Annotated in this window: 25 protein-coding genes; 5 read left to right on the top strand and 20 right to left on the bottom strand. The window is 68.9% G+C overall.

Annotated features, from left to right (window positions below):
• Positions 1-93: 93 nt before the first annotated feature.
• From AORI_RS42075 to AORI_RS42065, 3 genes are read right to left on the bottom strand one after another with little or no spacing between them, the layout of a single operon-like run.
• On the bottom strand, positions 94-828 hold the full coding sequence (locus tag AORI_RS42075) for a lysophospholipid acyltransferase family protein (protein WP_016330674.1): 735 nt from the start codon (positions 826-828) through the stop codon (positions 94-96).
• Between the two features lie 53 nt (positions 829-881).
• Entirely contained in the window at positions 882-2,318 is a 1,437-nt protein-coding gene (gene wsfD, locus AORI_RS42070; RefSeq protein WP_016330673.1) for a glycan biosynthesis hexose transferase WsfD, read from the bottom strand.
• Positions 2,315-3,925 (bottom strand): hypothetical protein, encoded by a 1,611-nt coding sequence (locus AORI_RS42065; protein ID WP_016330672.1) that lies wholly within the window; start codon positions 3,923-3,925, stop codon positions 2,315-2,317. Before AORI_RS42065 ends, wsfD begins: the two co-directional genes overlap by 4 nt.
• A gap of 261 nt (positions 3,926-4,186) precedes the next feature.
• Between AORI_RS42065 and AORI_RS42060 the strand changes: the two genes are divergently transcribed.
• Positions 4,187-6,124 (top strand): DUF6541 family protein, encoded by a 1,938-nt coding sequence (locus AORI_RS42060; protein WP_016330671.1) that lies wholly within the window; start codon positions 4,187-4,189, stop codon positions 6,122-6,124.
• A 477-nt stretch (positions 6,125-6,601) separates the two neighbouring features.
• Here the strand turns inward: AORI_RS42060 and AORI_RS42055 are convergent, their stop codons facing one another.
• From AORI_RS42055 to AORI_RS42025, 7 genes are read right to left on the bottom strand one after another with little or no spacing between them, the layout of a single operon-like run.
• Positions 6,602-7,573, bottom strand: a complete 972-nt coding sequence (locus AORI_RS42055; RefSeq protein ID WP_016330670.1) for a lysylphosphatidylglycerol synthase transmembrane domain-containing protein — start codon at positions 7,571-7,573, stop codon at positions 6,602-6,604.
• Positions 7,574-7,607: 34 nt separating this feature from the next.
• On the bottom strand, positions 7,608-8,849 hold the full coding sequence (locus AORI_RS42050; RefSeq protein WP_016330669.1) for an acyl-CoA reductase: 1,242 nt from the start codon (positions 8,847-8,849) through the stop codon (positions 7,608-7,610).
• Entirely contained in the window at positions 8,846-9,898 is a 1,053-nt protein-coding gene (locus tag AORI_RS42045; RefSeq protein ID WP_016330668.1) for a LuxE/PaaK family acyltransferase, read from the bottom strand. Before AORI_RS42045 ends, AORI_RS42050 begins: the two co-directional genes overlap by 4 nt.
• A complete protein-coding gene (locus AORI_RS42040) occupies positions 9,895-11,292 on the bottom strand; it encodes an AMP-binding protein (RefSeq protein WP_016330667.1) in 1,398 nt (465 codons plus the stop codon). Before AORI_RS42040 ends, AORI_RS42045 begins: the two co-directional genes overlap by 4 nt.
• Positions 11,292-12,017 (bottom strand): SDR family NAD(P)-dependent oxidoreductase, encoded by a 726-nt coding sequence (locus AORI_RS42035; RefSeq protein WP_043847843.1) that lies wholly within the window; start codon positions 12,015-12,017, stop codon positions 11,292-11,294. Before AORI_RS42035 ends, AORI_RS42040 begins: the two co-directional genes overlap by 1 nt.
• Positions 12,017-12,256, bottom strand: a complete 240-nt coding sequence (locus AORI_RS42030; protein WP_016330665.1) for an acyl carrier protein — start codon at positions 12,254-12,256, stop codon at positions 12,017-12,019. Before AORI_RS42030 ends, AORI_RS42035 begins: the two co-directional genes overlap by 1 nt.
• A 10-nt stretch (positions 12,257-12,266) precedes the next feature.
• Positions 12,267-12,998: an acyl-ACP--UDP-N-acetylglucosamine O-acyltransferase family protein gene (locus AORI_RS42025; protein WP_016330664.1), complete on the bottom strand. Its 732-nt coding sequence runs from the start codon at positions 12,996-12,998 to the stop codon at positions 12,267-12,269.
• 158 nt (positions 12,999-13,156) lie between these two features.
• Between AORI_RS42025 and AORI_RS42020 the strand changes: the two genes are divergently transcribed.
• Positions 13,157-14,263, top strand: coding sequence for a DegT/DnrJ/EryC1/StrS family aminotransferase (locus AORI_RS42020; RefSeq protein WP_043847842.1), 1,107 nt, complete (start codon positions 13,157-13,159; stop codon positions 14,261-14,263).
• A complete protein-coding gene (locus AORI_RS42015; protein ID WP_016330662.1) occupies positions 14,260-15,219 on the top strand; it encodes a Gfo/Idh/MocA family protein in 960 nt (319 codons plus the stop codon). Before AORI_RS42020 ends, AORI_RS42015 begins: the two co-directional genes overlap by 4 nt.
• On the opposite strand, the gene AORI_RS42010 is transcribed toward AORI_RS42015, so the two are convergent.
• From AORI_RS42010 to AORI_RS42000, 3 genes are read right to left on the bottom strand one after another with little or no spacing between them, the layout of a single operon-like run.
• Positions 15,220-15,960, bottom strand: a complete 741-nt coding sequence (locus AORI_RS42010) for a hypothetical protein (RefSeq protein WP_016330661.1) — start codon at positions 15,958-15,960, stop codon at positions 15,220-15,222. It lies immediately after the preceding gene.
• Positions 15,957-16,466, bottom strand: coding sequence for a SigE family RNA polymerase sigma factor (locus AORI_RS42005; protein WP_016330660.1), 510 nt, complete (start codon positions 16,464-16,466; stop codon positions 15,957-15,959). Before AORI_RS42005 ends, AORI_RS42010 begins: the two co-directional genes overlap by 4 nt.
• Before the next feature lie 45 nt (positions 16,467-16,511).
• On the bottom strand, positions 16,512-17,072 hold the full coding sequence (locus tag AORI_RS42000) for a copper resistance CopC family protein (RefSeq protein WP_016330659.1): 561 nt from the start codon (positions 17,070-17,072) through the stop codon (positions 16,512-16,514).
• A gap of 299 nt (positions 17,073-17,371) precedes the next feature.
• On the opposite strand from AORI_RS42000, the gene AORI_RS82350 reads away from it, so the two are divergent.
• Entirely contained in the window at positions 17,372-17,848 is a 477-nt protein-coding gene (locus AORI_RS82350) for a hypothetical protein (RefSeq protein WP_123798229.1), read from the top strand.
• On the opposite strand, the gene AORI_RS41985 is transcribed toward AORI_RS82350, so the two are convergent.
• From AORI_RS41985 to AORI_RS41965, 5 genes are all read right to left on the bottom strand, one after another.
• Positions 17,849-18,424 carry a Uma2 family endonuclease gene (locus AORI_RS41985; protein ID WP_016330656.1) on the bottom strand — a complete coding sequence of 192 codons (576 nt, stop codon included), beginning with the start codon at positions 18,422-18,424 and terminating at the stop codon, positions 17,849-17,851.
• A gap of 315 nt (positions 18,425-18,739) precedes the next feature.
• Entirely contained in the window at positions 18,740-19,366 is a 627-nt protein-coding gene (locus tag AORI_RS41980) for an acyltransferase (RefSeq protein WP_016330655.1), read from the bottom strand.
• Complete coding sequence (locus AORI_RS41975; RefSeq protein WP_016330654.1) at positions 19,353-20,549, bottom strand: glycosyltransferase family 4 protein; 1,197 nt, start codon at positions 20,547-20,549, stop codon at positions 19,353-19,355. Before AORI_RS41975 ends, AORI_RS41980 begins: the two co-directional genes overlap by 14 nt.
• A gap of 26 nt (positions 20,550-20,575) precedes the next feature.
• Positions 20,576-21,505, bottom strand: coding sequence for an NAD-dependent epimerase/dehydratase family protein (locus tag AORI_RS41970; protein WP_016330653.1), 930 nt, complete (start codon positions 21,503-21,505; stop codon positions 20,576-20,578).
• 7 nt (positions 21,506-21,512) lie between these two features.
• Complete coding sequence (locus tag AORI_RS41965; protein ID WP_016330652.1) at positions 21,513-22,643, bottom strand: DegT/DnrJ/EryC1/StrS family aminotransferase; 1,131 nt, start codon at positions 22,641-22,643, stop codon at positions 21,513-21,515.
• A 104-nt stretch (positions 22,644-22,747) separates the two neighbouring features.
• Here AORI_RS41965 and AORI_RS41960 point away from each other — a divergent pair, with 104 nt between their 5' ends.
• The gene (locus AORI_RS41960; protein WP_016330651.1) at positions 22,748-25,870 is read left to right on the top strand and encodes an AfsR/SARP family transcriptional regulator; all 3,123 of its coding nucleotides are present in this window, start codon (positions 22,748-22,750) and stop codon (positions 25,868-25,870) included.
• Here the strand turns inward: AORI_RS41960 and AORI_RS41955 are convergent.
• Together AORI_RS41955 and AORI_RS41950 are read right to left on the bottom strand one after the other, a co-directional pair.
• Positions 25,849-26,535, bottom strand: a complete 687-nt coding sequence (locus AORI_RS41955) for a hypothetical protein (RefSeq protein ID WP_016330650.1) — start codon at positions 26,533-26,535, stop codon at positions 25,849-25,851. The two genes, AORI_RS41960 and AORI_RS41955, sit on opposite strands and share 22 nt — an antisense overlap.
• The gene (locus AORI_RS41950) at positions 26,532-26,765 is read right to left on the bottom strand and encodes a hypothetical protein (protein ID WP_016330649.1); all 234 of its coding nucleotides are present in this window, start codon (positions 26,763-26,765) and stop codon (positions 26,532-26,534) included. The genes AORI_RS41955 and AORI_RS41950 overlap by 4 nt, the downstream gene beginning before the upstream one ends.
• Positions 26,766-26,791 lie beyond the last annotated feature (26 nt).

Genomic DNA, 26,791 nt, shown 5'->3' with positions numbered 1-26,791 from the left:
CGCGACTAGGTCGAGGCGGACACGCGTGACGGGATGGACGGCTCGCGTGACTGGACGGACGGCACGCGTGATCAGACGGACGGCACAGGCGGTCTAGCGGCCTTCGCGGTCGAGCTTCGCGGCCTCTTCCGGCGTCGGCGCGGTGCCGCCGAGGTGCGCGGGCAGCCACCAGCGCTCGTCCTCGGAGGCCGGCTTCTCCGGATAGTCGGCCTGGACGCGGTCCACGAGCGCCGACATCCGCACGCGAAGGTCCTTCGAAAGCACTTCGGCGTCATCGTCGGCCTTCGGGTGCATCGGCTCGCCGACGAGGATCGAGATCGGGACGTGGCGTTTGGTGAGGTCCTTCGGACGGCCCTTGGTCCACAGCCGCTGCGTGCCCCACAGCGCCATCGGCACGACCGGGACACCCGCCTCGGCGGCCATCCGGACGGCACCGGACTTGATGTCCTTCACGGTGAACGACCGGCTGATCGTCGCTTCGGGGAACACCCCGACGACCTCGCCGGCCTTCAGGCGCTCGACGGCTTCCCGGTACGAGGCGAGACCCGCGCCGCGATCGACGGAGATGTGGTGCATGCCGCGCATGAGCGGTCCGGCGATGCGGTTGCTGAAGATCTCCTTCTTCGCCATGAACCTGACCAGGCGTTTCGCCGGCTGCGCGCCGAGTCCGCAGAAGATGAAGTCGAGATAGCTCACGTGGTTGCAGGCGATGACCGCCCCGCCCGACGACGGGATGTGCTCGGTCCCCTCCACCCGGATGCGGTTGTCCAGCACCCGGAACATCAACTTCGCCGCCATGATGACGGGCGGGTAAACGAGCTCAGCCATTCGTTCAGGTTACGCTACCGTAGGGTAACCAACCTACGGTCGCGTAGGTCACATCACTCCGAGCGCTCCGGGCGTGCGAAGGTCACCACCGCCAGGACGACGCCGAGCAGCGTGCAGTACAGCGCGATCACCTGGTGTTTGACGTTCTCCAGCCCGTCGCCCAGCGCCGCCAGCACGAACTGCCCGGCGGCCACGGCGAGCAGGAAGCCCAGCACGACACCCAGCGCGGTGCGCCGGGTCTTCCAGCCACGCCAGGCGATCAGGGCCCATATCGGCAGCAGGGCGAAGAAACCCAGTGGCGCCAGCAGTTTCGTCGCGGTCGAGACGATCGGGACGCGGTATTCCTGCGCTTCCGGGGCGAAGCCGGCCGACTGGTCGAAGCTGCCGAGGTAGGGCGGCCGCGCGGTGAGCAGATCGCCCGCCGCGCGGTCCAGGATCTCCACGGTGCGGAAGGGATGCGTCGCGAAGTACTCGATGACGTTGCGCCTGCTGATCTGCTCGCGGTACTTCGGGTACTCGGGGTCCAGTGTCGCGGGCTTCGGATGCCACCAGCCGTTGCCCGCGTACTGGCCGAACGAGGCGGGCAGCCCCAAGGCTTCGAGGTCGGCTTCGGTGTCGTGCCGACCGTCCACAATGGTCAGGAAGATCGTGTTGAACATGTTGATCTCGCGCGAATCGTCGCCCGGACGCGCGGCGAGGGAGCCGTCGGGCAGCTTCGCGGGCTCGACGGTCTGCTGCGCGTAGGCCGTTCCCCCGGCGAGCGCGCCGATGACGAACACCACGGGAACCCAGCGCTTCAGGCCGTGGACGCCCGCAGGGCGGACGAGTAGCGCGGCGAGCGCGAGCAACGGCAGGATCATCAGCGTCTGGACCTTGGCGTTGACCGCGATCACGCCGCCGAAGAGCAGCACGGCCAAGCCCGCGTAGCGCCACCAGCCGGGCCTCGCGGACACGAGGAGGCCGCCGACGGCGAGCAGGAGACCGAGGAACGCGGCCCCTTCACCGAGCACGGATGCGAAGTAGCCGAAGAAAGCGGAGTCCGCGACGACGAGCAGCAGTCCCACGGCCGCGAAGCCGCGGACGCGGCGCGAGTACGGCAGCCCGACGACGATCAGCGCGACCGCCGCGGCGGCGAGCACGCTGGTGAGCACGCCGAGCACCACCAGGCTGAGCGTCGATTCGAGGCCGAGCAGCCCGCCGATCGACCGCGCGATCCGCGCGAACCAGCTCTGGGTGAGAAGATAGGTGGCGTCGCATTCACCGGCCGGGGCGGTGTAGGCGAGGTGGACGAAGCCCTCCGGCTTGCCCTTCCACGGGATGCCCGCGCCGCACAGCACGCGGAACCCGTCCCCGTTGTCGGCCATCGCGACCGGCCTCGGCACGAGGAAACGCACCAGCAGCACGGTGAGCGCGGCGGCGAACACACCGACGCCGAACAGGCGCGAGGATGCTTCGAGCGCTGCCGGTCTGCTGGGGGAAACGACACTCACGCAGGGCACGGTACGTGGCGGAAATCGGGCGAGCGGTCGAGGGCCGACCTGACCGCCCGCTCGACGTCCGCCCGCAGGAACACGGCGATCCACGACGAGCTGCCTTCACGCGCGAAAGTCGCGACGCGGTACCTCGCCGCGTACGCCGGGTCGATCACGCAGGATTGCTTCGTCGCGTAACCGCTGTCGGTGATGACGGCGATCGTCGGATGGCGCCGGGAGACGACGGCCTCCCCCGCTTCCTCCGTCTGGCCGCGGACGCCGACGATCTGCAGCTGCGTCCCGGCGTGGTACGACAGCACGCCCGGCGCCGACGTGCTCACGACCGAACCGGGCGGCAGGTAGGCGTCGAGCCAGCGGCCGATCTCCTCCATCTGCGCGCCGTGGTCGTGCCAGGCACGCACCCGGCCCAGCATCTCCGGGCTGAACACCGACACCAGCACCGCGAGCCCGGACAACGTCACCGCGGCGGCGGGCATCAGCCGTTGGATCGGCGGCCGGGGCCTAGGGCTCGGCTTCGCGGTCGCGACGAGCACGCCGTAGACCGAGACCGCCGCCGCCGACAGCAGCGGCGGGATCGGCGCCAGCAAACGCCAGGCAGGCCCGGCGTCGCCGCCGAAGAAGACCACGAAACCGGTGAGCCCGACGGCGGTGCCGAGCATCAGCCAGGTCAGCGACCTGGCCTCGGCCTCGTGCGGGGTCCGGCCGGTGCGGCGCAGTGACAGCGCCCCCACCGAGATCAGGCCCAGCAACAGGAATCCTTGGTGAGCCACCGAGAAACCCGATAGGTACTGCCAACCGCGGTCGATCCGCGACTGGACGTCGAGGTCGAAGGGGATGACGACCGAGGTCGGCAGGACGTGGTCGTAGTAGGTCACCCGCCAGGCCGTCCAGGGCGCGGCGAAGACGAGCCCGCCGAGCAGCCAGCCCACCGGCGACCACCAGGTGTACCGGCCGCGCAGGGCGGCGACGACCAGCCAGCATCCCACCAGCACCGCGAGCAGGATCCCCGCCGGGCGCGTCATCATCGTGAAGGCCACGAGCACCCCCGCGACCACCGGCCGCCGGGCCGCGAGCGCGGCGAAGACACCGAACACGAGCAGCACGAACAAGGGCGTCTCGGTGCCGGAGCCGCCGTACGCGGCGAGGCCCCCGGCTCCGGCGACGAGCACCGCCGCGGCCACCCCGTAGGCGGGCCGCGACTCGCCGGCGGCCCGCGCGACCACCCGGTTCACCGTCACGTACGCGAGCAGGACGGCGCCGAGCGTGGCGAGAACGCCGAGCACGACCGCGGAAGCCTCGATATCGGCCCCGAAAGCGGCCTTCGGCAACGCGATCACGATCATCCAGAGGAAATTCGTGTAACCCTCGATCCGCTCGCCGGTGTTGAACACCGGCCCATTGCCGTCGGCGATGTTCTGGGCGTATCGGAAGGTGACGTACGCGTCTTCCGCGATGGTCGAAAACACCAGCTGGTGCACCAGCGAAAAACCGAGGGTCAGCAGCAACGCGACGGCTCGCCAGCCCTTGTCGGCGCCGATCTTGGGCCAGGCCACCAGCACGAAGATCGCGACCGCGGACCAGGCGACGACAAGCGCGACCACCACCTGATCCCCACCCTCCCGGGCCGAGCCACTCCCCTGACCGAAAGACTACGGTCAAGTATCGATCACCGCGGCAAGGTGTTTCTTTCGGCGCAGTCAATTGACACGAATGGGCCAGCAAGTGTGCGCAAAGTAGGCAAAGTTCCGCCGGTTTGCCCGGCAGGATGTGACTCCTTCGGGTAACGGTGCCCGGCGGTTAATCTGGCTTCCCATTCCGTTCCGCACCTCGGGGGTTCCGTGCGGATTCCCCATCCGAGGTAGCCCGTGCCCACCCACACCTCCCTGTCCGCCGACGTCCTCACGGTGGTCGTCGCGCTGCTCGTCATCGGCCTTCCCGGTCTGCTCACCGGTCTCGCCGCCGGCCTGCGCGGCTGGGTGCTCGCGGGGATGACGCCCTTGCTGAGCTACGCCATCGGCGGTCTCGCGGGCCCGTGGACGGCCGCGCTCGGGCTCCCGTTCAATCCCGTGACGTACGCGGTCGCGACGGTGTTGTTCACCGGTGTCGCGTTCGGCCTGCGACGGCTCACGCTGCGCCGGTGGCCGCCCGCCCCGGAGGAACCGCTGTGGGGACGGTCCGGGCACCTCGCCGTCGGGGCGTGCCTTCTGCTCGCGGCCGCCGTCGGGATGTACGCGGTGGTACGCGGGATGGGCAGGCTGGACGCCATCCCGCAGGGGTTCGACGCGGTGTATCACGCGAACGGCGTCCGGCAGATCGCCGAAACCGGGGACGGCAGCCTGTTCGGCACCGGCGAGGTGAACTGGTACGGCGACGCGGCACCGGTGTTCTATCCCAACGCGTACCACCTGCTCGCGTCCGTGGTGTATCTGCTGAGCCCGGCGACCATCCCGCTGGCCTTGGACGTGAACACCGCGCTGCTGCCCGCCCTGCTGGCGTTGTCGCTGGTCACGATGGTGCGCGTGTTCCGTGGGCGCGCGGTGTTCGCGGGCGCCGTCGCCCTCGTCTCGATCGCGCCGGTGATGGGCCTGTACGAATCGATGAGCAGGGGACCTTTGCTCCCGTTCCTGCTCGGCCTCGCGCTGACGCCGCTGGCCGCCGTCGCGGTGAAGCGCTACCTCGACCGGCCCGCGCCCGACACCGGCTTCATGCTGCTGGTGAGCGCCGTCGGACTGCTGTGCGTGCACTCGTCGGCGTTGTTCGGCGCGATCCTGTTCGCCGGCCCGCTCCTGCTGCAGCGGTGGCTCGAGCCCGGGGAACGGTGGCGGCGGATCGGCCGGGACCTGCGTGCGCTGGCGATCGTCGGTGCCGTCGCGATCCTCGTGGCGTGTCTGCAACTGTTCGGCGCGATCGGGCTCGCGAGCGGCGAGGTGCCCTACCGCAGCTGGCCGGTCGAATGGCGGGCGACGACGGCGCTCGGCGCGCTGCTGGGCTTCCAGCACTACGAGCCGTATCCGCAGATCTGGCTTTCAGCGGCGTTGTTGCTGGGCTTCATCTTCTTCTCGCGCGCGGGCGCGCTGCGCTGGATCGGGGTCACGGCGCTGATCACCGGGCTCGCCTACATCGTGGTGACGTCGTCCGAGCAGCCGCTCGTGCTGACGCTGTCCCGGCCGTGGTGGAACGACCCGTACCGCTTCATGTCGATGGCGGCGATCCCGCTGTCGATCATCGCGGCGCACGGCCTCGCCGAGACGCAGGCGTGGCTACGGGACAACGTCGCGCACCGGAAGGTGCCCGCGTTCGCCGTCGCGGTGGTGGTGTTCGGCGCGTTCGCCTTCCTCAGCAACGGTTTCTACGCGCCGTCGAACGCGGAGAAGGTCGCGCCCGGCTACGCGAACACCCCCGGCGTCGACCCGCACAAACTGCCGGTGAGCCCGGACGAGGTCGTCGCGATGGAGAAGCTCGCCGAGTTCGTCAAACCGGGCGAGCGCGCGCTGAACGACCGGCTAGACGGGACGGTGTGGACTTACGCGCTTTCCGGCGTCCGCACGACTTCCGGGCATTTCGACGAGACGCTTTCGCCGTCGGACGCGCGGCTGCTGGAGTGGCACTTCCGGGAGTACCCGTCGAACGCCCAGGTTCGGGCGGCGGTGGCGCGGCTGAACGTGCGGTGGGTGATCCTCGGGCAGTACGGCTACCCGACCGGCGCCCCGCGTCAGGCGGGTCTGCGCGATCTGGACGGGCTGAACTTCGTGACCGAGGTGTACCGGAACCCCGACGCGGTGATCTACCGGGTGAACCCCTGACGCGTTTCGTCCTCTGGATGCGGCAGTCGCGTGGGCAGTCGGCGTGCGTGGGCTGGATACGGGCCGTCAGCGGCGATTCGGGTTATTGAGGGGAAGGTCAAAAGTGACGTGCCACTAGACGTTCTTCGCCAGCTTCAAACGGGAAAGAAAGCCCATGCGACGTGAGTCTGGACTGGCGATGCAGACAGGCCTGATTCGGAGTGTCCACAAGGGACATATCGCATCGATCGAGCATCCCATTGATCCCTTAAGTCCGTTTCTGGCCGAGGTCGTGAGTGATAATGAGGGTTAGAACCACCCAAATCACTCACGACCCCTGCTCAAAGTGACCAAATCGGGCATTTTGGCTCTACATGTGTCCCTTGTGGACAGTCAAGAGCGCGCCAGGTCTCCGTGGCGAGCATGCTCTCGCCATCAACTCCATCACGCGCCTGAATCGCTACCCACGACCAGCTACACCGACCCGCATTCAGAGGACTAAACGCGGGAGGTGACGAGGCGGGCCGAGAGGGCGGCGCCCCCGGCGGTGATCAGGTCGGCGACGGTGAACATCACCCGCGAGGCGATGGCGAAGGCCGTCGCCTGGACGACGGTGAGACCCGACGCGGTGAGCACGGCGACCTGCGCGACCTCGCGCACGCCGACCCCGCTGGGCAGGATGAACGCGAACGTCCCGACGGTCATCGCGACCGCCATCGCGCCGACGCACAGCACGAAGCCGCTGAATCCCGGCGTGCCGACGGAGTTCGCCAGCAGCCACAGGTGCACGCCCTGCAGTGCCCAGGCGGCCGTCGACGAGCCGAAGACCTTCCCCACGACCGACCAGCTCAGCCGGTGGTCCAGCGGCGGGCGGCGCAGGATCCGCAGCACCAGCGACGTGCCCCAGGTGAGCACGCGCGGGTGCAGCATCGCCAGCCCGACGGGGATGAGCACGAACAGCCACAGCGCCCGCGGGCTGTTGCTGAACACCGCGGGGGCCGCGAGCAGCGAGACGACCAGCGCGGACACCACGCCGACGCCGAGCTGGATCAGCGAGCCGGTGAAGATCCGGGCCCTGGCGAGCCCGGCCTTGCGCCCGAGTTCCATCTGCAGCAGATACGCCCAGACCGAACCCGGCACGTACTTGCCGAGCGAGCCGACGAGGCAGATCTGCGCGCCGCGGGCGTAGCCGATCGGCTTGCCGAGGTCGTCGACCATGACCTGCCAGCCGTAGGTCGACACCATGATCGCGGCGATGAGCGCGAGCAGGCTCAATGTGGAGGATTCCCACGCGACCTCGGACAAGGTCCGCCAGAATTCACCCCAATTGGTGACCAACGTCTTCGCCGCGAAACCGACGACCAGCAGGATGGCGATCCAGCGGACGACGTCGAGGATCTTCGCCTTCGTGGATTTCGGTTGTTTTACCGCAACCGAAGTGTCCTCTTCGGGCGTTTCGACCGTCGTCACTGAACCTCCTCTGCTGCTACCCCGTCACCGCAGGTCAGGCCTGCACGGTCACCAAGCGGCTGAACTCGGTCAGCAGATCGTAGCCGTCCCAAATCGCGGAGAACGTCAGGGCCGAGCCGAAGGGAACGACCCGGTCGACACCGCGGCCGGCCAATTCCGTCACGAATTCCGTCAATTCTTCTTTGGTGAAGCCGAATTGACCGACGGTTTGATCTTTGCGGAGCACGATCGGGACGAGGTCGGAAAGCGTGTCGACGCGCGCGTTGGCGAAAGTGCCCGCGCCGAGCCATTCGCGCGGCAGGACCGCGGGGTCGGCGAGCTCCAGGGTCGCGATGCCGTTGCCCTGGAACTCGATGCCGTTGACGAGCCCGTCGACGGCCGCGCCGTACGCGGAAACCCGCTTCTGCACGGCCATGGCCGGCTCGGTGACGTGCTGTTTCGTCGCCAGCACCTCGGCGAGCAGCTTCCGGAACTCCTGCCCGGCTTCGCGAGCGCCCTCTTCCTCGCCGACCCAGAACACCGCGCGCGGCGACGAGCAGGCGGCCTGGTCGAACCAGTACGAGTCGTTGTAGAAGCCCTCGGCGGCACCGCGGCGCTCGGCTTCGGAGGCGTTCTGCCAGCCGCGTACCGACGCGACCGCGAACGACGACCGGTCCGGGAAGGTCAGGTCGCGGGCGTGCGGCGCGAGCGGGTACTTGCGCAGCGCGGCGACCGAGGCGTCGCCGCCCCAGATCACCCGCAGATCCGCGGCGACCGACAGCGCGCCGCTGATCGCGTCGCTGCGGTCGTAGGTGACCATGCGCTGCGTCGCGGTGATCGCGGCGGCGGTGTCGGCGTCCACTTCGGACAGTGCGTCGTTCAGTGCCTCCAGCACCGTTTCGGCGGCACCGGCCGAACGCGAGGAGACGCGGACGACGTTGTGGTTGCCCGCCAGCGCCGAAAGCGCCCACGAGTACACGAAGATCGTGTCGACGTTGGCGGGCGGCACGTGGAAGACCAGCCCGCGCGGGAAGCGCAGCGCGTCACCGGAAGTCTCCAAAGTGGACAGTGCCTTGGCGATCTCTCCCTTGCGCAGGAAGAAACCAAGGGACGCCAGCTCCGGGAAGCGACGGGCCGTCGCGGGGGCGAGCAGCTTGCGCGCGAACTTCGTCAGGAACTCGACGACTCGCGGGTCGCCCACGCGAAGCCGTCCGCCGACGGGTTCGGCCCGCAGCTCGTCGACCAGCGAGGAGACCTCGATCGCGTCGCCGAGCGGAAAACGCTGGTTGAGACTCATGCCGCCGCTCCCTGGAAGGTGTCCGAGCAACCGCGGGCTTCGGCCTTGGGCAGCCTGCCCATGACCGAGAAGTGCTTGCCCGGCCAGTCGCCGTCGTCGATCCCGTTGTAGACACCGAGGTCTTCGGTGAGCAGGACGTGGCCGGGGTACGAACGCGGCAGCGTGCTGACGACCTCGATCACCCCGGGCTCGCCGACCGGCTGCTCTTCCCAGGTCTCCGGGTTCCGGATCACCACGTCGGCGAAATCGGGGCAGTACAACGAGTTCCCGGAGGGTCCTTCGAGGAACACGGTGCCGATCTGCTCGATCATCCCGTAGTAGTTGTGGATCCGGGTGAGCCCGGTGTCCTCTTTGAAGCGACGGCGGAACTCGGTGTTGTCCACCGCGCGGTCGATCAGCTTCTTCCAGCCGCCGGAGTGGATCAGGATCCCGTTGGAGAGATCGAGCTTGTGCTCGCGGGCGACCTCGTAGAGGTACTGCCACACCATGAAGGTGAAGCCGAAGATCAGGAACGGCTTGTCGCCGTACGTCGCCAGGAACGTCTTGACCGCCTCGACGTCCGGCTGGTCGTTCTCGTCGAGCACGTAGGTGTGCTTGCGGCCGAAGTTCGCCATGCCCAGCACGCCCGCGCCGCGCGCGGAGAACGAGCGGCGGTTCTTGATGATGCCGATCGTGTCGACCATCAGCATCGGCAGCCGCTCGCCGCCGAGGACTTCCTGCAGCGTGGCACCGAGCTGCTTGGTCTGCGCGCCGGCGGCGTCCTTGTCCAGGTAGATCCGGGACGCGCCCGCGCCGGTGGTGCCCGAAGAGGTCAGCGTCTTGAAGATCTCGGACTCGGGGATGCTGCGCAGGTCGTGCGTCTTGAACATCCGCACCGGCAGCCACGGCAGATCCGCGATGGACGCGAACTCCGCGTCCCGCGCGATGCCGAGCGACGACAGGATGCGCTCGTAGCCCTCGGAGTTCTCGCGGTGGTGCGCGGTCAGTTCGGCGAGCTGCGGAAGCAACGACTTCTCGCGCTCCGCCTGCGAAAGCGTGAACACACTCATACCTGGGCCTCCAGCGACCGGTAGTCGATCTTGCCGCTGGCCAGCAGCGGCACGGTGTCGATGGGTCGGACGTCGAAACCGCTCGTGTGCAGGTGCAGCCGCTCGGACAGCGCCCTCGCGGCGTCCTTGCAGATGTCCTTGTCGGCGCCTTCGGCGAACAGGACGACCTTGTCCCCGGCCGGGACGGCGGCCACGACGTCGATCCCCACCGATGCCGAACGCACGGCGTGCTCGAGATCATCCAGGCTGACGCGGTTGCCGAAGACCTTGCCGATCCGCTTGAGGCGTCCGGTGATGTAGAGGAACCCGTCCTCGTCGAGATAGCCGAGGTCGCCGGTGGCCAGCACGCCGCCGTATTCGTCGCCCGCGGCCAGCCCGGCCTCGTCCTCGGCGTAGCCCATCATCACGTTGGGCCCGCGGTAGACGACCTCGCCGACGATCTTCGGATGCGTGGTCTCGGAACCGTCCTCGCGCCGGATGACGAACGAACCGCCGGGCAGCGCGGGCCCGGCCGAACCGAGCTTCTCCGCCAGCCGTTCCGCCGGGACGGTGGTCATCCGCGGGGCGGCCTCGGTCTGCCCGTACATCACGAACATCCGCCCGCCGACCTCGCGGATCTTGTCGTTGAACTGCGCGACGAGATCGTCGCGCAGCTTGCCGCCCGCCTGGGTGAGCGTGCGCAGCGTCGGATACTTCGCCGGATCGAACTTCAGGCGCCGCAACATCTCGTAGTGGTACGGAACCCCGGCGAGTGAGGTGACCTTGTGCTCGTTGACCGCGTCCCAGAAGCCTCGCCCCAGCACACCGGAGGGCTCGATGACCACGGTCGCGCCGCTGACGAGATGCGAGTTCAGCACGGACAGGCCGTAGCTGTAGTGCAGCGGGAGGCTGGTCGGCGCGATCTCGTGGCGGTCGATGCCGAGCACCCGCGCGATCGCATCGGCGTTGGCGTAGACAGCATTGCGCGCGAGCCGGACCAGCTTCGGGTTGCCGGTGGAACCGCTGGTCGGCAACAGGACCGCGAGCTGCGGATGCGGCTCGACACCTTCGGCGGACTCCCGGACCCAGTGGCCGTCGGAGACGCCGTACCCCTCGGGTGCGGGCGCGTCCGGCGCGGACAGCACGGCGGCCGGGCGGAAACGCTCGATGAGCCCCGCCAGGACGTCGGCGTCCAGCGCCGGGTCGATCAGCGCGATCGCGCGGCCCGCCTCGAACGCGCCGAGGTAGTTCAGGACGCTGGAGAGGTCCACCGACATCCGCGCGAACAGCGCGCCCGGCGGCAGCAGCGACAACGCGGCACCCACGCGGGTGACCTCGGTGTCGAGTTCCTCGCCTTCGAGCGTCCTGCCGCTCGTGACGTCGATCAGTCGCGCACCCACACCCAGAAGGGTCATCAGAGAACTAATCCTCCATCGATGCCCAGCACCTGCCCGGTGATGAACGAAGCGTCATCACTGACGAGGAACCGGATCGCGTTCGCCACGTCCTCGGGCATCCCGAGGCGCCCCAGCGGGGTCTTGCCGATGTTCTCGGCCTTGGCGTCCTCGGTCAGGCCGGAGGTCAGGTCGGTGTCGATGACGCCGGGCGCCACCGCGTTGACCCGGATCCCGGACCGGCCGAGTTCCTTCGCGGCCGAACGCGCGATGTTCGCCACCGCCGCCTTCGAGGCCGCGTACACCGTCTGACCGGCGCTTCCGTGCTCGCCGACGATCGAAGCCAGCACCACGATGGCACCGGTCTTCTTGCGCATCATCGCCCTGGCCGCGGCCTGGACGGTGTGCAGCGTGCCGGCGACGTTCGTGCTCAGCGTGGTGTCGACCAGTTCCTCGCGGATCATGCCGAGGAGCGCGTCCTCCATGATCCCGGCGTTGGCGACCACGATGTCGAGCTTGCCGTGCTCCTTGGCCACCCCGCGGACCAGCGTCGACACGGCCTTGGCGTCGGTGACGTCCAGGGCGAGCCCGCTCGCGGCCCCCGCCGCGGCCGCCGCTTCCTTGGCCTTCGCCTCGTCGCGGCCGGTCAGCACCACGGTGGCGCCCGCCTCGGCGAGCGCCCGCGCGGTGGCCAGCCCGATCCCCCGGGTGCCCCCGGTGACCAGGGCGACCTTTCCGTCCAGCATCACTTGGACTGGAGGTCGGTCACCATGTCGACGGCGACCTTGAAGCTGGACATGTCGATCACCTGGTCGGTGTCGAATTCCACATCGAACTCGTCCTCGATGGCCGCGACCAGCGCCATGTGACCGACCGAGTCCCACGCTTCGATGTCGCGGTACTTCAGGTTCTCGACGTCGACCTCGGCGTCGAGGTCCAGCGCCTCGACGAAGACCTCACGCAGCTTGCCGGCGACATCCGCCATGTCCGTACTCCTAATGATCGTCGCGTGGACGGGCGTCCCACGCCTTCACCAAGGTAGAGAGGTCGCCGGGCAGCCGGTCGGCCAGCCCGTCCTCAGGGAGACCGGCCTTACCCTTCAGCCACGGTCCCAGTGCCTCGATGGTGGCCTCGTCCAGGCCGCGGCGGGACAGGCCCACCGTGTTGACGCCGGTCACCCGCGCGGGGTTGCCGACGGCGATGGTGAACGCGCCCACCTCCTTGCGGACCGCGGAGCTCATCCCGACCATCGCGCCGGGGCCGACCACGACCCGCTGGTGCAGGATCGCGCCCATGCCCAGGTTCGCCCCGGACCAGATGTGGCAGTGGCCGCCGGTGATCACGTTCGAGGCGACCGTGACGGCGTCCTCGACCAGGCAGTCGTGGGCGATATGCGAGCCGCGGAGGAAGTAGCCGCCGTCGCCGATGGTGGTCGTGCGCCAGGTGCCCTGGTGGACGCTGACGTACTCGCGGATCCGGTTCCGGCTGCCGATGACGACGCCGTGGCCGTCGTGATCGGGATCACCGTTCGGCGCGGCCTCCCAGGCGGCGGGGTGCTCGCGTCCGCGGTCTTCGCCGGGGGTCCCGATGGTCACGTGCGGGCCGATCCAGTTGCCGTCCCCGATGCGGGTGGGACCCACGATGACCGTGAACGGTCCGATGACGTTGTCTTCCCCGAGTTCGACACCCTCGCCGATGACTGCTGTCGGGTGGATGCGGTTCACCACGTGAAGATCCGTTCGTTGTGGCTGGAGGCAGCCTGGGGTAATGGGCGCTTCGGCGGTCCCGGTAACGTGTGGCCCGCGCCAGAGAGGGCGGCCGGGCGCAGAACCGGCGGCTCACTGTACCGGACGCACCAGAACGCCCAGTCGAGAGAGACTTGCAGATGATCCCCATTACCGTGGTCGACGTCCGTGACGCGGAGGACCTCGTCGTCGAGGTGCTGCGATCCGGCGCCATCGCACAGGGACCGATGGTCAAGCGCTTCGAGGACGCGTTCGCGAGCGTTTCCGGCACGAAGCACGCGATCGCCGTCAACAACGGCACCACCGCGCTGGTCGCCGCCATCCAGGCGCTCGACCTCAAGCCGGGCGACGAGGTCGTCACCTCGCCGTTCACCTTCGTGGCGACGCTGAACGCGATCCTGGAAGCCGGCGCGACCGTCCGCTTCGCCGACATCCGGCGCGACGACTTCGCGATCGACCCGGACGCCGTCGCCGCCGCGATCACCGACCGCACCAAGGTCCTCATGCCCGTGCACCTCTACGGGCAGACCGCGGACATGGGCAAGCTCGCGCCGCTGGCCGCCGAGCACGGTCTCAAGATCATCGAGGACTCGGCGCAGGCCGTCGGCGCGTCGTTCCAGGGCAAGCCGTCGGGCTCCTTCGGGATCGGCTGCTTCTCCTTGTACGCCACCAAGAACGTGACCACCGCCGAGGGCGGCGTGATCACCACGGACGACGACGAGCTGGCCGACAGCCTGCGCGTGCTGCGCAACCAGGGCATGCGCGCGCGGTACCAGTACGAGGTCGCCGGGCACAACTACCGGATGACCGACCTGCACGCCGCCGTCGGCATCCCGCAGCTGGAGAAGCTGGACCAGCTCACCGCCGCCCGCCAGGCCAACGCGAAGCGCCTTTCCGAAGGCCTCGCCGGCACCCCGGGCCTCGACGTCCCGCAGGTCCTGCCGGGCCGCGAGCACGTGTGGCACCAGTACACCGTGCTGGTCGGCCCGCACGCGATGCTCTCGCGTGACGAGTTCGCCGCCGCGCTGACCGAGCGGGGTATCGGCAACGGGATCTACTACCCGAAGATCGTCTTCGACTACGACTGCTACCGGAACCACCCGCTGATCCCCGACGCCAAGGTCGAGGACTTCCCGGTGGCCGCTTCCGTCGCCGCGCAGGCGCTTTCCCTGCCGGTGCACCCGCACCTTTCCGAGTCCGACCTGGACACCATCATCGAAACGGTTCGCGAGGTCCTCGGCGCATGAGCACCCACAAGATCGCCCTCATCGGCACCGGGAACATGGGCTCGCTGCATGCCCGTGTGCTCGCCGCGAACGAGCGCGTGGACCTCGTCCGCGTGATCGACCCGCGCGAAGAGGCGGGGCGCAAGGTCGCCGAACGCTACGAAACCCAGTGGACGCCCGAAATCGGCTCGTTGTCCGATGTGGACGCCGTCGTGCTCGCTTCGGCCACCGAGGCGCATTACGAGCTGGCGCAGGAGATCCTGGGCCAGGGCAAGCCGATGCTGGTCGAGAAGCCGGTGTGCAACAGCTTCGAATTCTCGCAGGAGATCGTCGGGCTCTCGGCGAAGAAGGACGTCCCGCTGATGTGCGGGCTCCTGGAGCGCTACAACCCGGCCGTGATGACCGCGCGGGCGCTGGTCAACGAGCCGATCCACCTGATGGCCCGCCGCCACGGCCCGTACGCGCCGCGGATCAAGACCGGTGTCGCGTGGGACCTCCTGGTGCACGACGTCGACCTGGCGATCCAGTTCTTCGGCGGCGCGACCCCGCAGCGGGTCGCCTCCGGTGCCGGCTACTTCCACCCGAGCTCCGTCGAAGGCGCCGAGGACACCATCGAGACGGTGCTGTCGTTCGAGTCCGGGCTCGCCACGGTTTCGGCGTCCCGCCTCGGCCAGCGCAAGGTCCGCTCGCTGTGGGTGTCCGAATTGGACCGCATGATCGAGATCGACCTGCTCCGCCGCGACGTCACCATCTACCGGCACGTCTCGCACGACTCGGTCACCCCGGACGGCCTCGGCTACCGGCAGCAGACCGTCATCGAGATCCCGGAGCTGGTCACCGCGCGCGAGCCGCTGGCGACGCAGCTGGACCGGTTCGTCGACCTGCTCGAAGGCAAGGTCGACGCCGACACCGAGCGGGACCTGATCCTGCCGTCGCACGCCGTCGTCGACCAGGTGCTGACGCAGGCCGCGGCCTGATCACTTGGTGAGCCGCTGACCCTTCGCGTCGTACGCGACGAGGGGGGTCAGCACGTACGGCGACTCCACCTGGCCGGGGTTGAACCAGAAGATGACGACCGACGGGTCCTCACTCCAGGGGATCACCTTGGCCTCGACCGGTTTCCCGCGGACGGTACTGGTGACCCGCACCGCCGGACCGGCGAAGTAGCCGAACACCGGCACGAACGTGCCCTGGACCACGTCGCCGCCGTCCACGGCGTGGAAGCCGAACGACCGGTCGGCTCCCTTGAATTCGTTGGCGCTCAGCAGCGCCTCGTACTCGCCCGCGCCGTCCCGGTACGCGACCTGAAGACCGAACCGGACCTCCGGCATCGACGGCTCGTCGATCTCGGACGCGTAGATCACCAGCTCGCGGCCGCCTTCACCCTTGTACCCGAGCGGGATCACTTCACCGAGCGGGGCGACCGACGGGGCCGCCGTGATCGACGGGCTCACCGGTGCCGGGGTCGTCGGGACGGGGGCGACCGGCGCGCTCGCGGCGGGCGGGAGCGGCTGCTGAGCGGGTTCCCTCAAGGCCACCGCACCGACGATGACCAGCACCGTCACCACGGCGGCGGCGATCCCGCCCGCACCGGTCGCGAGGCGGCGGCGACGGCGGATACGCCTGCCCTTGGTCATGATCGCGCCGAGGTCGGGCTCGGCGAACCCTTCGGCCGGTGGCTCCCGCAAAGCCGAACGCAGCATCTCGAGGTCGGTCATCGTCCCAGCCCCCCGATCAGTTCCGTTCCGTCCTCCGCGGTGATCCGCAGCTTGGTCAGGGCGCGGGAATTGGTGCTCTTCACGGTGCCGACCGAGACACCGAGTTCGCCGGCCACATCGGATTCCTTCAAGTCGAAGAAGTGCCTGAGCACCACGACGGCCCTCTCCCGGTCTGTGAGCGTACGCAACGCGTCAAGCAGCCATTTCCGCTGGACGACGGCACCGGCGACGTCCAGGCCGCTCGGCTGCTCGGGGATGTCCTCCGTGGCGTTCTCGCGGATCGGGCGGCGCCAGCCGTCGATGACGTGGTTGACGAGGACCTGCCGCGCGTACGCGTAGGCGTCCTTGCGGCGTACCCGCGACCAGGCCGCGTACGTCTTGGCGAGCGCCGTCTGGGTGGCGTCCTCGGCCTGATGACGGTCGCTGGTGAGCAGGTAGGCGGCATGCTGAAGACGCGTCGCCGAGTTCCGCACGAACTCGACGAACTCGTCATCGCCGCGAGCCACCCTGGTCCTCATCTCCGTTCGACGGTTGACCACCGGAAAGGTTGCTTAGTCCTTCCGGCGAGTGAACCGGAGCGCGACGACGATCCCCGCCACGACCACGGCCACCGCCAGGACGATCCACACCCAGGCGGGCACCAAAGCTTCGGGAGTCGTCTCGCCGCCCTGCGGTGCCGGGGCCGCGCTGCTGGCCGGGGCCTGGCTGCTCGTCGGGGCCTGGCTCGTCGGGCTCGGTGCCGGCGCGCTGAGGTTGAACTTCACCGAGCCGCTCGCGGCGTGCGTGTCCTCGAAGGTGACCTTGTAGCGGAGCGTGTACTCGCCCGCGGGACCGACGGCCTGGACCGGCGCCGTGACGACCGCTCCGGCGACCTCCGCGCGGCCGACCGTCCACGACGCGTTCTCCGGGCCGGTGATCTGGATCGGGTTGTCGTCGGCGAGGGTGACCGGGCCCGAGAAGGTCAGCTTGACCTGCGTCGGAGGCGTCGCCAGCGAAGCGCCCCTCGCCGGGTCACTGCTCTTCAGCTCCGAGTGGGCCAGCGCCGGGGACGCGGTGCCCAGCAGGGCCAACCCGGTGACCAGCAACGACGCACCGAACCGCTTGAACCTCATCTGACACCCTTCTCACCGGGGAACTCCCCCGCCGAGCCTAGTAGTCGGACTCGGGAGGGCGATGGTTCCCGGTGGGGGCGTATCCCCTCCGAACAGTACGCACGAGCACTCTACGAAGTTGCCCCGCACGAGAACCATCACGGAAATCCCTGCCGTTTCCGCAGTTCCGCTACGTTTCGAGGATGAAAAGAACCTGGGGTCTCCTCTTCGTCGGCATGCTCTTTTTCGTCATCTCCTGTAGCGGCGAGTCCGTGCCGGCAACGCCGCCGCCGTCCCCACCGGCCCCACGGTCGACCTCGGTGAGCAAACCCGCGAGCACCACTCCGACGACACCGCCGCCACCCGCCTCACCCGCCACGATCACGGCGGCCTGCCCGTTCCTCCCGCTCGTCGAGGTCCAGCAGATCATGGGCGTCGCGGATTTCGGTACGAAAGGGGGCCAGCAAGAGGCCGCGGTGAAGAAAAGGGACGGTGTCACCGAGTACGCGTGCCATTACAACGACCCGGTCGGGCTGTACCTGCACGTCGTTCCGGAAAAAGGGCGGTCGGTGCCGTCGATGGTGGCGGAGGCCAAGAAGGAGTGCACGGCGCCACCGACACTGCTACCGGGCCTCGGTGAAGCAGCTTGGTACTGCGAAAACGAGGACAGTTATGTGTCGACGCTGGTCTACAAGCGCGGACACGGCCAGATCAGGATCGCGCTGGTCTACCTCATCGGCAAGACCCGGGCCGACGTCTACAAGACGATGGCGGAACGGCTGGCCCAGCGGCTCTGATCAGGGGCGCTGCGCGTGGCGGGTGGTCAGTGCGTCGAGGTCGAGGTCGACCGGTGTGCCGTCGAAGTCGAGGCTGACCTTGCCGGTGTGCTCGCCGAAGTTCTCGTACTCGCCGTCGATCAGGCGATAGGTGGTCATGCTCGGCGGAGCTTCGAGATCGACGATCCAGTAGTGCTCGATGCCGACCTCGGCGTACTCGGAGAACTTGGTGACCCGGTCGGTGCGGACGGTGCCCTCGGACAGGACCTCGATGACCAACTTCGCCGCGTCGCCTGGAACACGAGCCGGGCTGCTTTCCAGAATCTCTGTTCTCGCCACCACCACGTCGGGCACCCTGACGGTGAGCGGAGCGGTATCGATGATCATCTCCGCCTCGCTCCATGCGCTGAACCCGGCGGGCAGCTGGTCATGGAGCAGAAACCCCAGACGCGTGACGGCCCACTGATGGACCAGCAAGGGACGCGGCGACACGACGAGGACCCCTTCAACGACTTCGACCCGGTGGTCAGGGTCTTCCGGCAACGCGGCCCAGTCGTCGAGCGTCAAAAGGCGGTGAGGCCACTGCACGACACTCATCGAACTCCTCCTTCGCCCGTGATCGCCAGACCATCTTCCCACGGTTTCCCGGAGAAGGTATCAACACGGAAAGTAGCGAATCATTACGGTGAGGAGTTGCGGGGAGGCAAGGCGTGTATCCGGTCGCCCCATCGCAATCCCGGTATTCCGCAGCTTGACCCACTTTTAGGGACCGAGAAGCAACCGCGGGCACTTGATCGCTCGCACGCCCTGGTTGGTCACCGCCTGTAGTGACGAGTCAGTGCGGCTTGCCGCCGCGATGTGTTCAGACGGCGAACTCGCGTGATTGAAGGGCGAACACGCGGGGGCGGCGGGCTACTCCGAGAAGTCGCCCGCCGGGGCGCCCCAAGAACCGGCGGCGTCCCCGCGTTCCTCCGCCAGCGCCCGCCGCCGCGCGTTCTCGGCGCGCACACGCTCCACTTCGGACTGGATGTACTCGTCGTCGTACTTCTGGAACACCCGCGCCGGGTTGCCCGCCACCAAGGTGCGCGGCGGGACGTCCTTGGCGACCACGGAATTCGGCTGCACGGTGGCGAAATCGCCGATCGTGACCCCGGCCATGATCACCACGAGGCCGCCGATGAAGCAGCCTTTGCCGATCTTCACGGGTTTGCGTTCGATGAGGTCGCTGCCGGAGTGGTTCTGCAGCGTCATGTTCGCGAGCCAGCTGGAATGCGTGAAGATCAGCGTATTCAGGCCGATGCTGGTGTGCTCGCCGATCTCCAGTCCGCCGCTCGCGTCGAGCGCCGCGCCTTCGCCGATCCAGCAGTGTTCGCCGATCTTCAGGTTCTCCGGGCTGATGATCTTGACGCGCTCGCGGACCCTGGTCGACTCCGGCAGCCCGTAGAAACGAGCGCGCTCGGCGTCGTTCATGTACTGCGAAACGAGTTCGGTCAGGATCTGCGGGCGCAGCCGGTTGCTGCGCTCGTCATCGAAGAACATCGGCCTCGGTCACCAGTTTCTCGAAGGTACGCAGGTGTTCTTCGGCGACGACGTCGAGGCCGAAGTTGGCCCGCACCATCGCGCTTTCCCGCTGTGCCACCAAAGCCCGCTTCTCCGGGTCGTCGAGCAGTTCGATGACGGTGTTCGCCACCGCCTCGCTGTCGTCCGGGCGCACCAGCAGGATGTTCTCGCCGTTGCGCAGTTCGATGCCCGGGTAGTTGTCCTCGGTGACCGAAGCGATGGTCGCGGTACCCGAAAGCATCGCCTCCAGCGACGCGGTGCCGCAGCCGCCGTTGAGGTCGTGCGTGACGATGTCGGCGGCGGCGAAGTACGCGGGCACGTCCGCCTTCGGCACGGCGCCGGTGACGATGATGGCGTCCGCGACCCCGAGTTCTTCCGCCCGCTTGAGGAAGACGTCGTGATAGACGCGGCCGACGACGACCACCTTCACGCCGGGGTGCTTGTCCAAAATGGACGGAAGGGCCTCGACCAGCGGCAGCCGGTTGCGCAGCGGGATCACGTGCCCGAGCGAGACGATCACCGGACCGTCGCCGAGTCCATGCTCCGCCCGGACATCCTTCGTCAAAGGCTTCTCGAAGTTCCCGGTGTCGACGGCGATCGGGAAGTAGTCCGAGTTCGCGTCGCTCGTGCCGTAGCGCTCGACGCAGTAGTCGACGCCGAGCTTGTCGAGGATGACGTACCGCGGCTTGAGGTAGCGCAGGATCGGGTTCACCAGCACGGTGTCCAGGAACCGGAAGACACCGCCGTACAGCTTGTTGTCGCTGATCAGCAGCGTGTGAATGGTCAGCAGCATCGGCAGCCTGTGCCGCCGCGCGTACCGTCCGGCCAGCCACGACAGGTCGAAGAACTGCCCGTGCAGGTGGATCGCGTCCGGTTTGAACTCGTCCAGCAGCTCCCGCAGCCGTCGCCAGTTCCCCGGCCGCAGCGAGGCGAAGCTCATGTCGAAGTCGATCGACAGGCCCAGCTGCGGCATCTTCACCGCGGGCAGGCGGACGACGCGGTAGCCGTCCTTCGTCTCGTCGGCCGGGGCATCGGCGTACGCGGCGGTGATCGCGAGCACCTCGTGCCCGCGCGCCGCGTACTGCTCGGCCAGGGAAGCCGCCATGTGCGCGCTTCCGCCCACCCTCGGCGGGAAGAAGTTGTTCACCACGGCGATACGCATGGGGCGGCTCTCCCCTGGCCCGGCACTCACTCCGAAGCCTTCACCAGTTCGTACATGCCCTCTTCCACCGAGATCTTCGGCTCCCAGCCGAGGATCTCGCGGGCACGGGTGATGTCGGCGGCACGCCGCGAGACCAGCACGTCGCGCTCGTTGAACAGCGGCTCGACGTTCACGCCGACGGCGTCGATGAGGATCTTCGCCAGCGTCGCGATGGAGGTGTCGATGCCGGTGCCGATGTTGATCGGCACGTTGGCCTGCTCCGATTCGAGCGCGGCGACGACGGCGCGGGCCAGGTCGGTGACGTGCACGAAGTCCATCGACTGGTCGCCGCGGCCGTCGATGATCGGCGGCTGGCCGGCGCGCAGGCGCTGGATGAAGTGGTTGATCACCGACGTGTAGTAGGCCTCGATCTTCTGGCCGGGGCCGTACACGTTGAAGAACCGCAACGCGTTCCAGGACAGGCCCTTGGTGCGCTCGTAGAAGCCGAGCATGTCCTCGCCCGCGCGCTTCGAGATGCAGTACGGCGTGAGCGGCTTGAGCTCGTCGTCCTCGTGCATCGGCAGCCGCTTCGGGTCGCCGTAGACGGACGCGGTCGAGGCGAACACCAGCCGCTCGACACCCTCGTCCGCCGCGGCGGCGAAGACGTTGTGGTTGCCGACCATGTTGATGTCGATGGACTCGTGCGGGTCCGCGACCGACTTGTTGATCGACACGGTGGCGAAGTGGATGACGTGCGTGCAGCCGCGCATGGCCTCGCGCACGGCGCCGCCGTAGCGCACGTCCTTCTCGACCAGTTCGACCTTGCCGGTGGCGACGAACTCGTTGATCCGGGCGCGGTCACCACGCGTCATGTTGTCGAAGACGCGGACGGTGTAGCCGCCTTCGATCAGCATCGGGATGACGTGCGCGGCGATGAAACCGCCGCCCCCGGTGAAGAGGACCTTCTTGTCGGGCATTTCTCTCCTAGCTCGGCAGTGCGGCGCTGACGGTCCCGATGACCCGGTCGACCTGGGCATCGGTGAGGTTGGCGTGCATCGGGATGGCGAGGTGACGGGCGAAGAGGTCCGCCGATACCGGCAAGGTCTGCTTCTTGCCGTAGATGGGCTGGAGGTGCGAGGCGTAGGTGCCGAAGTTGCACTGCACGCCCTGCTCGCGGATCCGCAGCGCGAGCGCGTCGCGGTCGATCTCCGGGGCCACGGTGAGGATGTAGGCCTGCCACGGGTGTTCACGGTCCGGCAGTTCCACCGGGACGTCGATACCGGGCAGGTTCTCGAACGCCTCGTGGTAGCGCTTGGCCACCGAACGGCGGGCCGAGAGCAGGTCCGGGAGGCGGTCGAGCTGGACGTTCATGATCGCGGCCTGCACGTCCGAGAGCCGGAAGTTGTAGCCCAGCTCGTGGAACTCCGGGATCGGCAGCGCGCCGGAACCCTCACGGGTGATGGCGGGCTCGATGCCGTAGGTGTGCAGCTTGCGCGCGTGCGCGATGAGATCTTCGCGGTCCGAGACCAGCGCGCCGCCTTCGCCCGCGGTGATGCCCTTACGGCCGTGGAAGGAGAACGCGGCCAGGTCGGCGAGGCTGCCTGCCGGGCGGGTCTTGTACGTCGCGCCCGCGGCGCAGGCGGCGTCCTCGAAGAGCCACAGGCCGTGCTTGTCGGCGATGGCGCGGTACTCGTCGAAGTCACCGGGCTGCCCGGCGACGTCGACGGCGAGGATGCCGACCGTGCGCGGGGTGATCAGCGCTTCGATCGACGCCGGGTCGGCGCTCCACACGTCCGGGCGGATGTCCGCGAACACCGGGGTCGCGCCGGCCTGGAGCACGGCGTGGCCGGTGGCGGGGAACGTGTAGTCGCCGACGATGACCTCGTCGCCCGGCTTCACACCGAGCACACGCAGCCCGAGGAAGAGTGCCGAGCCACAGTTGCTGGTGGTCAGGGCGTGCGCGGTGCCGACGGTCTTCGCGAAGCGTTCCTCGAAACGGCGGCAGGCGGGACCGGCACCGGCCAGCCAGCCGGACCGGAACACCTCCGCGACCGCGGCGAGCTCTTCGTCGCCGACGGTCGGCTGACCGAGGACCACGGGTTCGTGCTCAGACATACCTCTCCCATTGCGTGGGGACCCGGCGAAGTGTATAGACGCCATTCGGCCGATCTCGGGCGGGCTGGATCCGCCCAGGTCAACGACCCCCTAACCTCTAAGGCATGCGATTCGGCGTTCTGGGGGCGACGGAGGTGCGCCGCGAGGACGGCACCACCGTCCCGGTCGGCGGCCCGAGGGTCCGGACGCTGTTCGCGTTGCTCGCGCTGGAGGCGGGCCGGGTCGTCCCGGCGGAGCGGCTCATCGACGGCCTCTACGGCGAGCAGCCGCCGGACGGCGTGGCGAACGCGCTGCAATCGCAGGTCTCGCGGTTGCGCGGCGCACTGAAGGAGCTCGCGCCCGTCGAGTTCAGCCCGGCGGGTTACCGCCTCGTCGTGGCCCCCGACGACGTCGACGTCCACCGGTTCGAGCGGCTCGCCGCCGAAGGACGGCGCGCTCTCGCGGCGGGAGACGCCGCGAAGGCGGCTGAGCTGCTTCGTGACGCTCTCGGTCTCTGGCGCGGTCCGGCGTTCGCGGACGTCACCGACGCACCGTTCCGGGATCCGCAGGTCACGCGGTTGAACGAGCTGAAGACGTCGGCGATCGAAGACCGTGTCGAGGCCGCTCTCAAGCTCGGGAGACACGAAGACGTCCTCGGCGAGCTTCGCGAGGTCATCGACGAGCAGCCGCTGCGGGAACGGTCCCGCGCGCTGCTGATCCGCGCCCTGCACGCCGCCGGCCGTCAGGCAGACGCGCTGACCGCGTTCGAGGACGCCCGCCGGGTTTTGGCCGACGAGCTCGGTGCCGACCCCGGACCGGAGCTCGCCGCCGCGCATCTGGCCGTGCTGCGGGGTGAAACGCCGCCGGCCAAGACCACAACCGCACCGCTTCCCGCACAGCTCACCAGTTTCATCGGCCGCGAAGGCGACCTCCGGCACGTGCTCGGGCAGCTGGACCGCTCGCGGCTCGTGACGCTGACCGGTCCCGGCGGGACGGGCAAGACCCGGCTGGCCATCGAGACCGCTGCCGCGATGGACCTCCCGGCGGTCTTCGTCGAACTCGCGCCGTACACCGAGGAGTCGGACGTCGCCCGCGCCGTGCTGACCGCTCTCGGCCTTCGGACGGTCCCGCTCGGGGCGGTGACCGCGCCGGTGGAGAACGCGCCGCTGGACCGGTTGATCGACGCGCTGGCCGATCGGGCGGTGTTGCTGGTGCTCGACAACTGCGAGCATCTGGTCGAGGCCGCCGCGAAGCTGACCGCCCGGCTGCTCGGCGCCGCCCCGGCGTTGCGGGTGCTCGCCACCAGCCGTGAACCGCTGGGCATCACCGGCGAGGTCGTCTCCCCCGTGCCGAGGCTCGCCGTGCCGCCGCCGGGCACGCCGCCCGCCCGGTCGCTGGACTTCGCCGCCGTCCGGCTGTTCGCCGACCGCGCGCGGGCAGGCGACCCGGGATTCGCCGTGGACGACACCACCGCGGGCGACGTCCAGCGGGTCTGCGCCGCGCTGGACGGATTGCCGCTGGCCATCGAACTCGCCGCGGCCCGCGTGCGGACGCTGCCGATCGGCGAGATCGCGGCCAGGCTGGACGACCGGTTCAGGCTGCTCTCGCGGGGCAGCCGGGCCGCCGAGAGCAGGCATCGCACCCTGCGCGGCGTCGTCGAGTGGAGCTGGGATCTGCTCGACGAGGACGAGCGTCTGCTGGGCAGGCGGCTGACGGTCTTCGCGGGCGGAACGACACTGGCGGACGCCGAAGCGGTCTGCGCCGTACCGGACATCGCGGAGCTGCTTCCGTCCCTTGTGGACAGATCACTCGTCGAACGCGGCGGTGACCGGTATCGGATGCTCGAAACGATCCGGGCCTTCTTCGCCGGGAAACTCACCGAAGCGGGCGAAACCGAGCAATTGCGGCGCAGGCACGCCGAGCATTTCCTCGCCCTCGCCGAGGAAGCGGATCCGTTGCTGCGCACCGGCGACCAGCTGCGCTGGCTCGACCGTCTCGACGCCGCCTACGACGATCTCCTCGCCGCGTTGCGCTGGGCCGCCGAATCCGACCCGCGGATCGCGCTCCGGCTTTCGGCTTCGCTGGTGACGTACTGGTGGATGCGCGGTCGCCGGTTCGAGGGCTCGACGCTGTGCTTGGAAGTGGTCAAACGGCTCGGAGAGCGGGCGCCGGACGGTCTCGAAGAGGAATACCAGCTCTGCGTGCTCACCGCCGCCGCGGGGCTGCGGGGCCACGAGGCGCTCGACCGGCACCTGCCGCTGGTGGAGGGCCTCATGCTGAGCCTCGTCAAGGCACCCCGGAACCCGGCGCTGCTGCTGTTGATGGGGGTCGTGAGCGGCCCGCCCGGTGACGACGACGCGCTGATCGAACGCAGCCAGGCGTTGCTGGCGAACAGTGACGCCTGGAGTCTCGCCCTCGCGCCGACCGGCTACGGCCTCCGCGCGATGATGCAGGGCGATCTCGACACGGCGGAGGAATTCCTGCGCGAGGGGGCGCGGGCGTTCCGCTCGATCGGGGAACGCTGGGGGCTTTCCATGGCCCTCGACCATCTGTCACAGATCCTGATCTGGACGAACCGGCAGGCCGAAGCCCTCGAAACGATGAACGAGGCCCTGCGGTTGATGCGGGAACTCGGCGCGTCCGACGACAACGCGGATCTGTTGTGCCGTCGCGGCGGAAGCAAACTGCTTCACGGCGACGCGGCGGGCGCGCGGGCGGATCTCGAACTCTCCATCGAGATCGCGCGCCGGGCCGGGATGCCCGAAAGCCGGGCGGCCGGGTATGTCGGGCTGTCGTTCCTCGCCCGGCACGAGGGCGATCTGGCGGCGGCCCGCGCGTTGAGCGAACGCGCGCTCGCGGAGTGTTCCGGTGGTTCGTTCGCGGCCGAAGGGGTGCGTGCCGGCGCGAAGATCTCGCTCGGCTGGGTGCTGGCCGCCGAGGGCGACGCCGACGGGGCCGAGGAGTTGCACCGGCTGGCGCTGGGGTCGGCGGACCGCTGGCACGACAGCATCACCATGGCCTGCGCCGTCGAAGGCCTCGCGGGGGTCGCGCTGCTGCGGGGCGACGCCGAGCGGGCGGCGGTCCTGATCGGGGCGGCGGTGACCATCCGGGGCACCTCGTTCGCCGTCGATCTGGACGCCGCCCTGCTCAGGACGACCGTGCGGGAGCGGCTCGGGGACGATTTCGACCGGGCCTATCGCCGAGGGCTCGGTGTGCGCGGCGCCGCTCAATTGACCGGGAAACTCTGACCGCCCGCCAGCTGGATTCCCTGGGGTGCGAAGCGGCCGACAGCGGCTGCGAGGTGACGTTGGTCGAGCTCGCTGTCCTGGACCGCGACGTACAGCGGCGCCGCGTTGTGCGGGACGGCGCCGAGCCGGGTCATCCCGGGGCCGACCGGGTCGATGGTGAGCCGGGCGACGTCACGCCATGGCACGACGGTCCGCTCGATCCGGACGCCCACCGCGTCCAGTTCGAAGAGCACCCACTGCTGGTCGTGCAGCGACTTCACATAGGCGATGGTGCCGACGCCGCCCGCGATCAGGACGACGCGCAGCGCACCGGGCGCCTCGATCGCACCGAGCAGGGCGGCGATCCCGAAGAAGGCCACCAGAAGCCCGGTCAGCTTCGCGGCGCCGACCAGGCCCGCGTTCGGTTTGTGCACCCGGAACCGCACGTTGCGCGTCAGGTGTTTGGTGAGCACCCCGCCGCCGACCGCGGCGGCCAGCCCGAGCATCGTCACCACCAGCGAAACCGGCGAGAAGTCCACGAAGACGTTGTAGCCGGCGATCAGTGCGACGAAGCCGCCCACGACGGCCAGCATCAGCGCGAGCTTTCCCTTGCGCACGTCCTGTTCGCGGCGTTGGAGCGAGGCCTGGTCGGGTGCGGCGAGGAAGCCGCCGTCGATGTTCCTCATCGGGCGTCACGCTGCGCTGCATCGTTGGCTGCCGCGGCGTCTGCCCGGCGCTCACGCTGGCGACGGTCGAGGACGTACAGCAGGGCGCCGGCACCGGCGCTGACGACGGCGTAGAGCAGGTCCTGCAGGCCGTCCTCCGGGTAGCCGGTGGAGAACTCGACCATCGCGAGCGCGACGAAGAGGACGCTGATGACGGCCCCGCCGATGATGTAGACCTTGTTGCTGAGCATGGTTTCCCTCGCTTGTCGTTGCCTTG

The organism is Amycolatopsis keratiniphila (assembly GCF_000400635.2).
GTDB classification, from domain to species: domain Bacteria; phylum Actinomycetota; class Actinomycetes; order Mycobacteriales; family Pseudonocardiaceae; genus Amycolatopsis; species Amycolatopsis keratiniphila.
The sequence above is the reverse complement of the archived record's forward strand: the minus strand, read 5'-3'. Positions and strand labels throughout refer to the sequence as shown.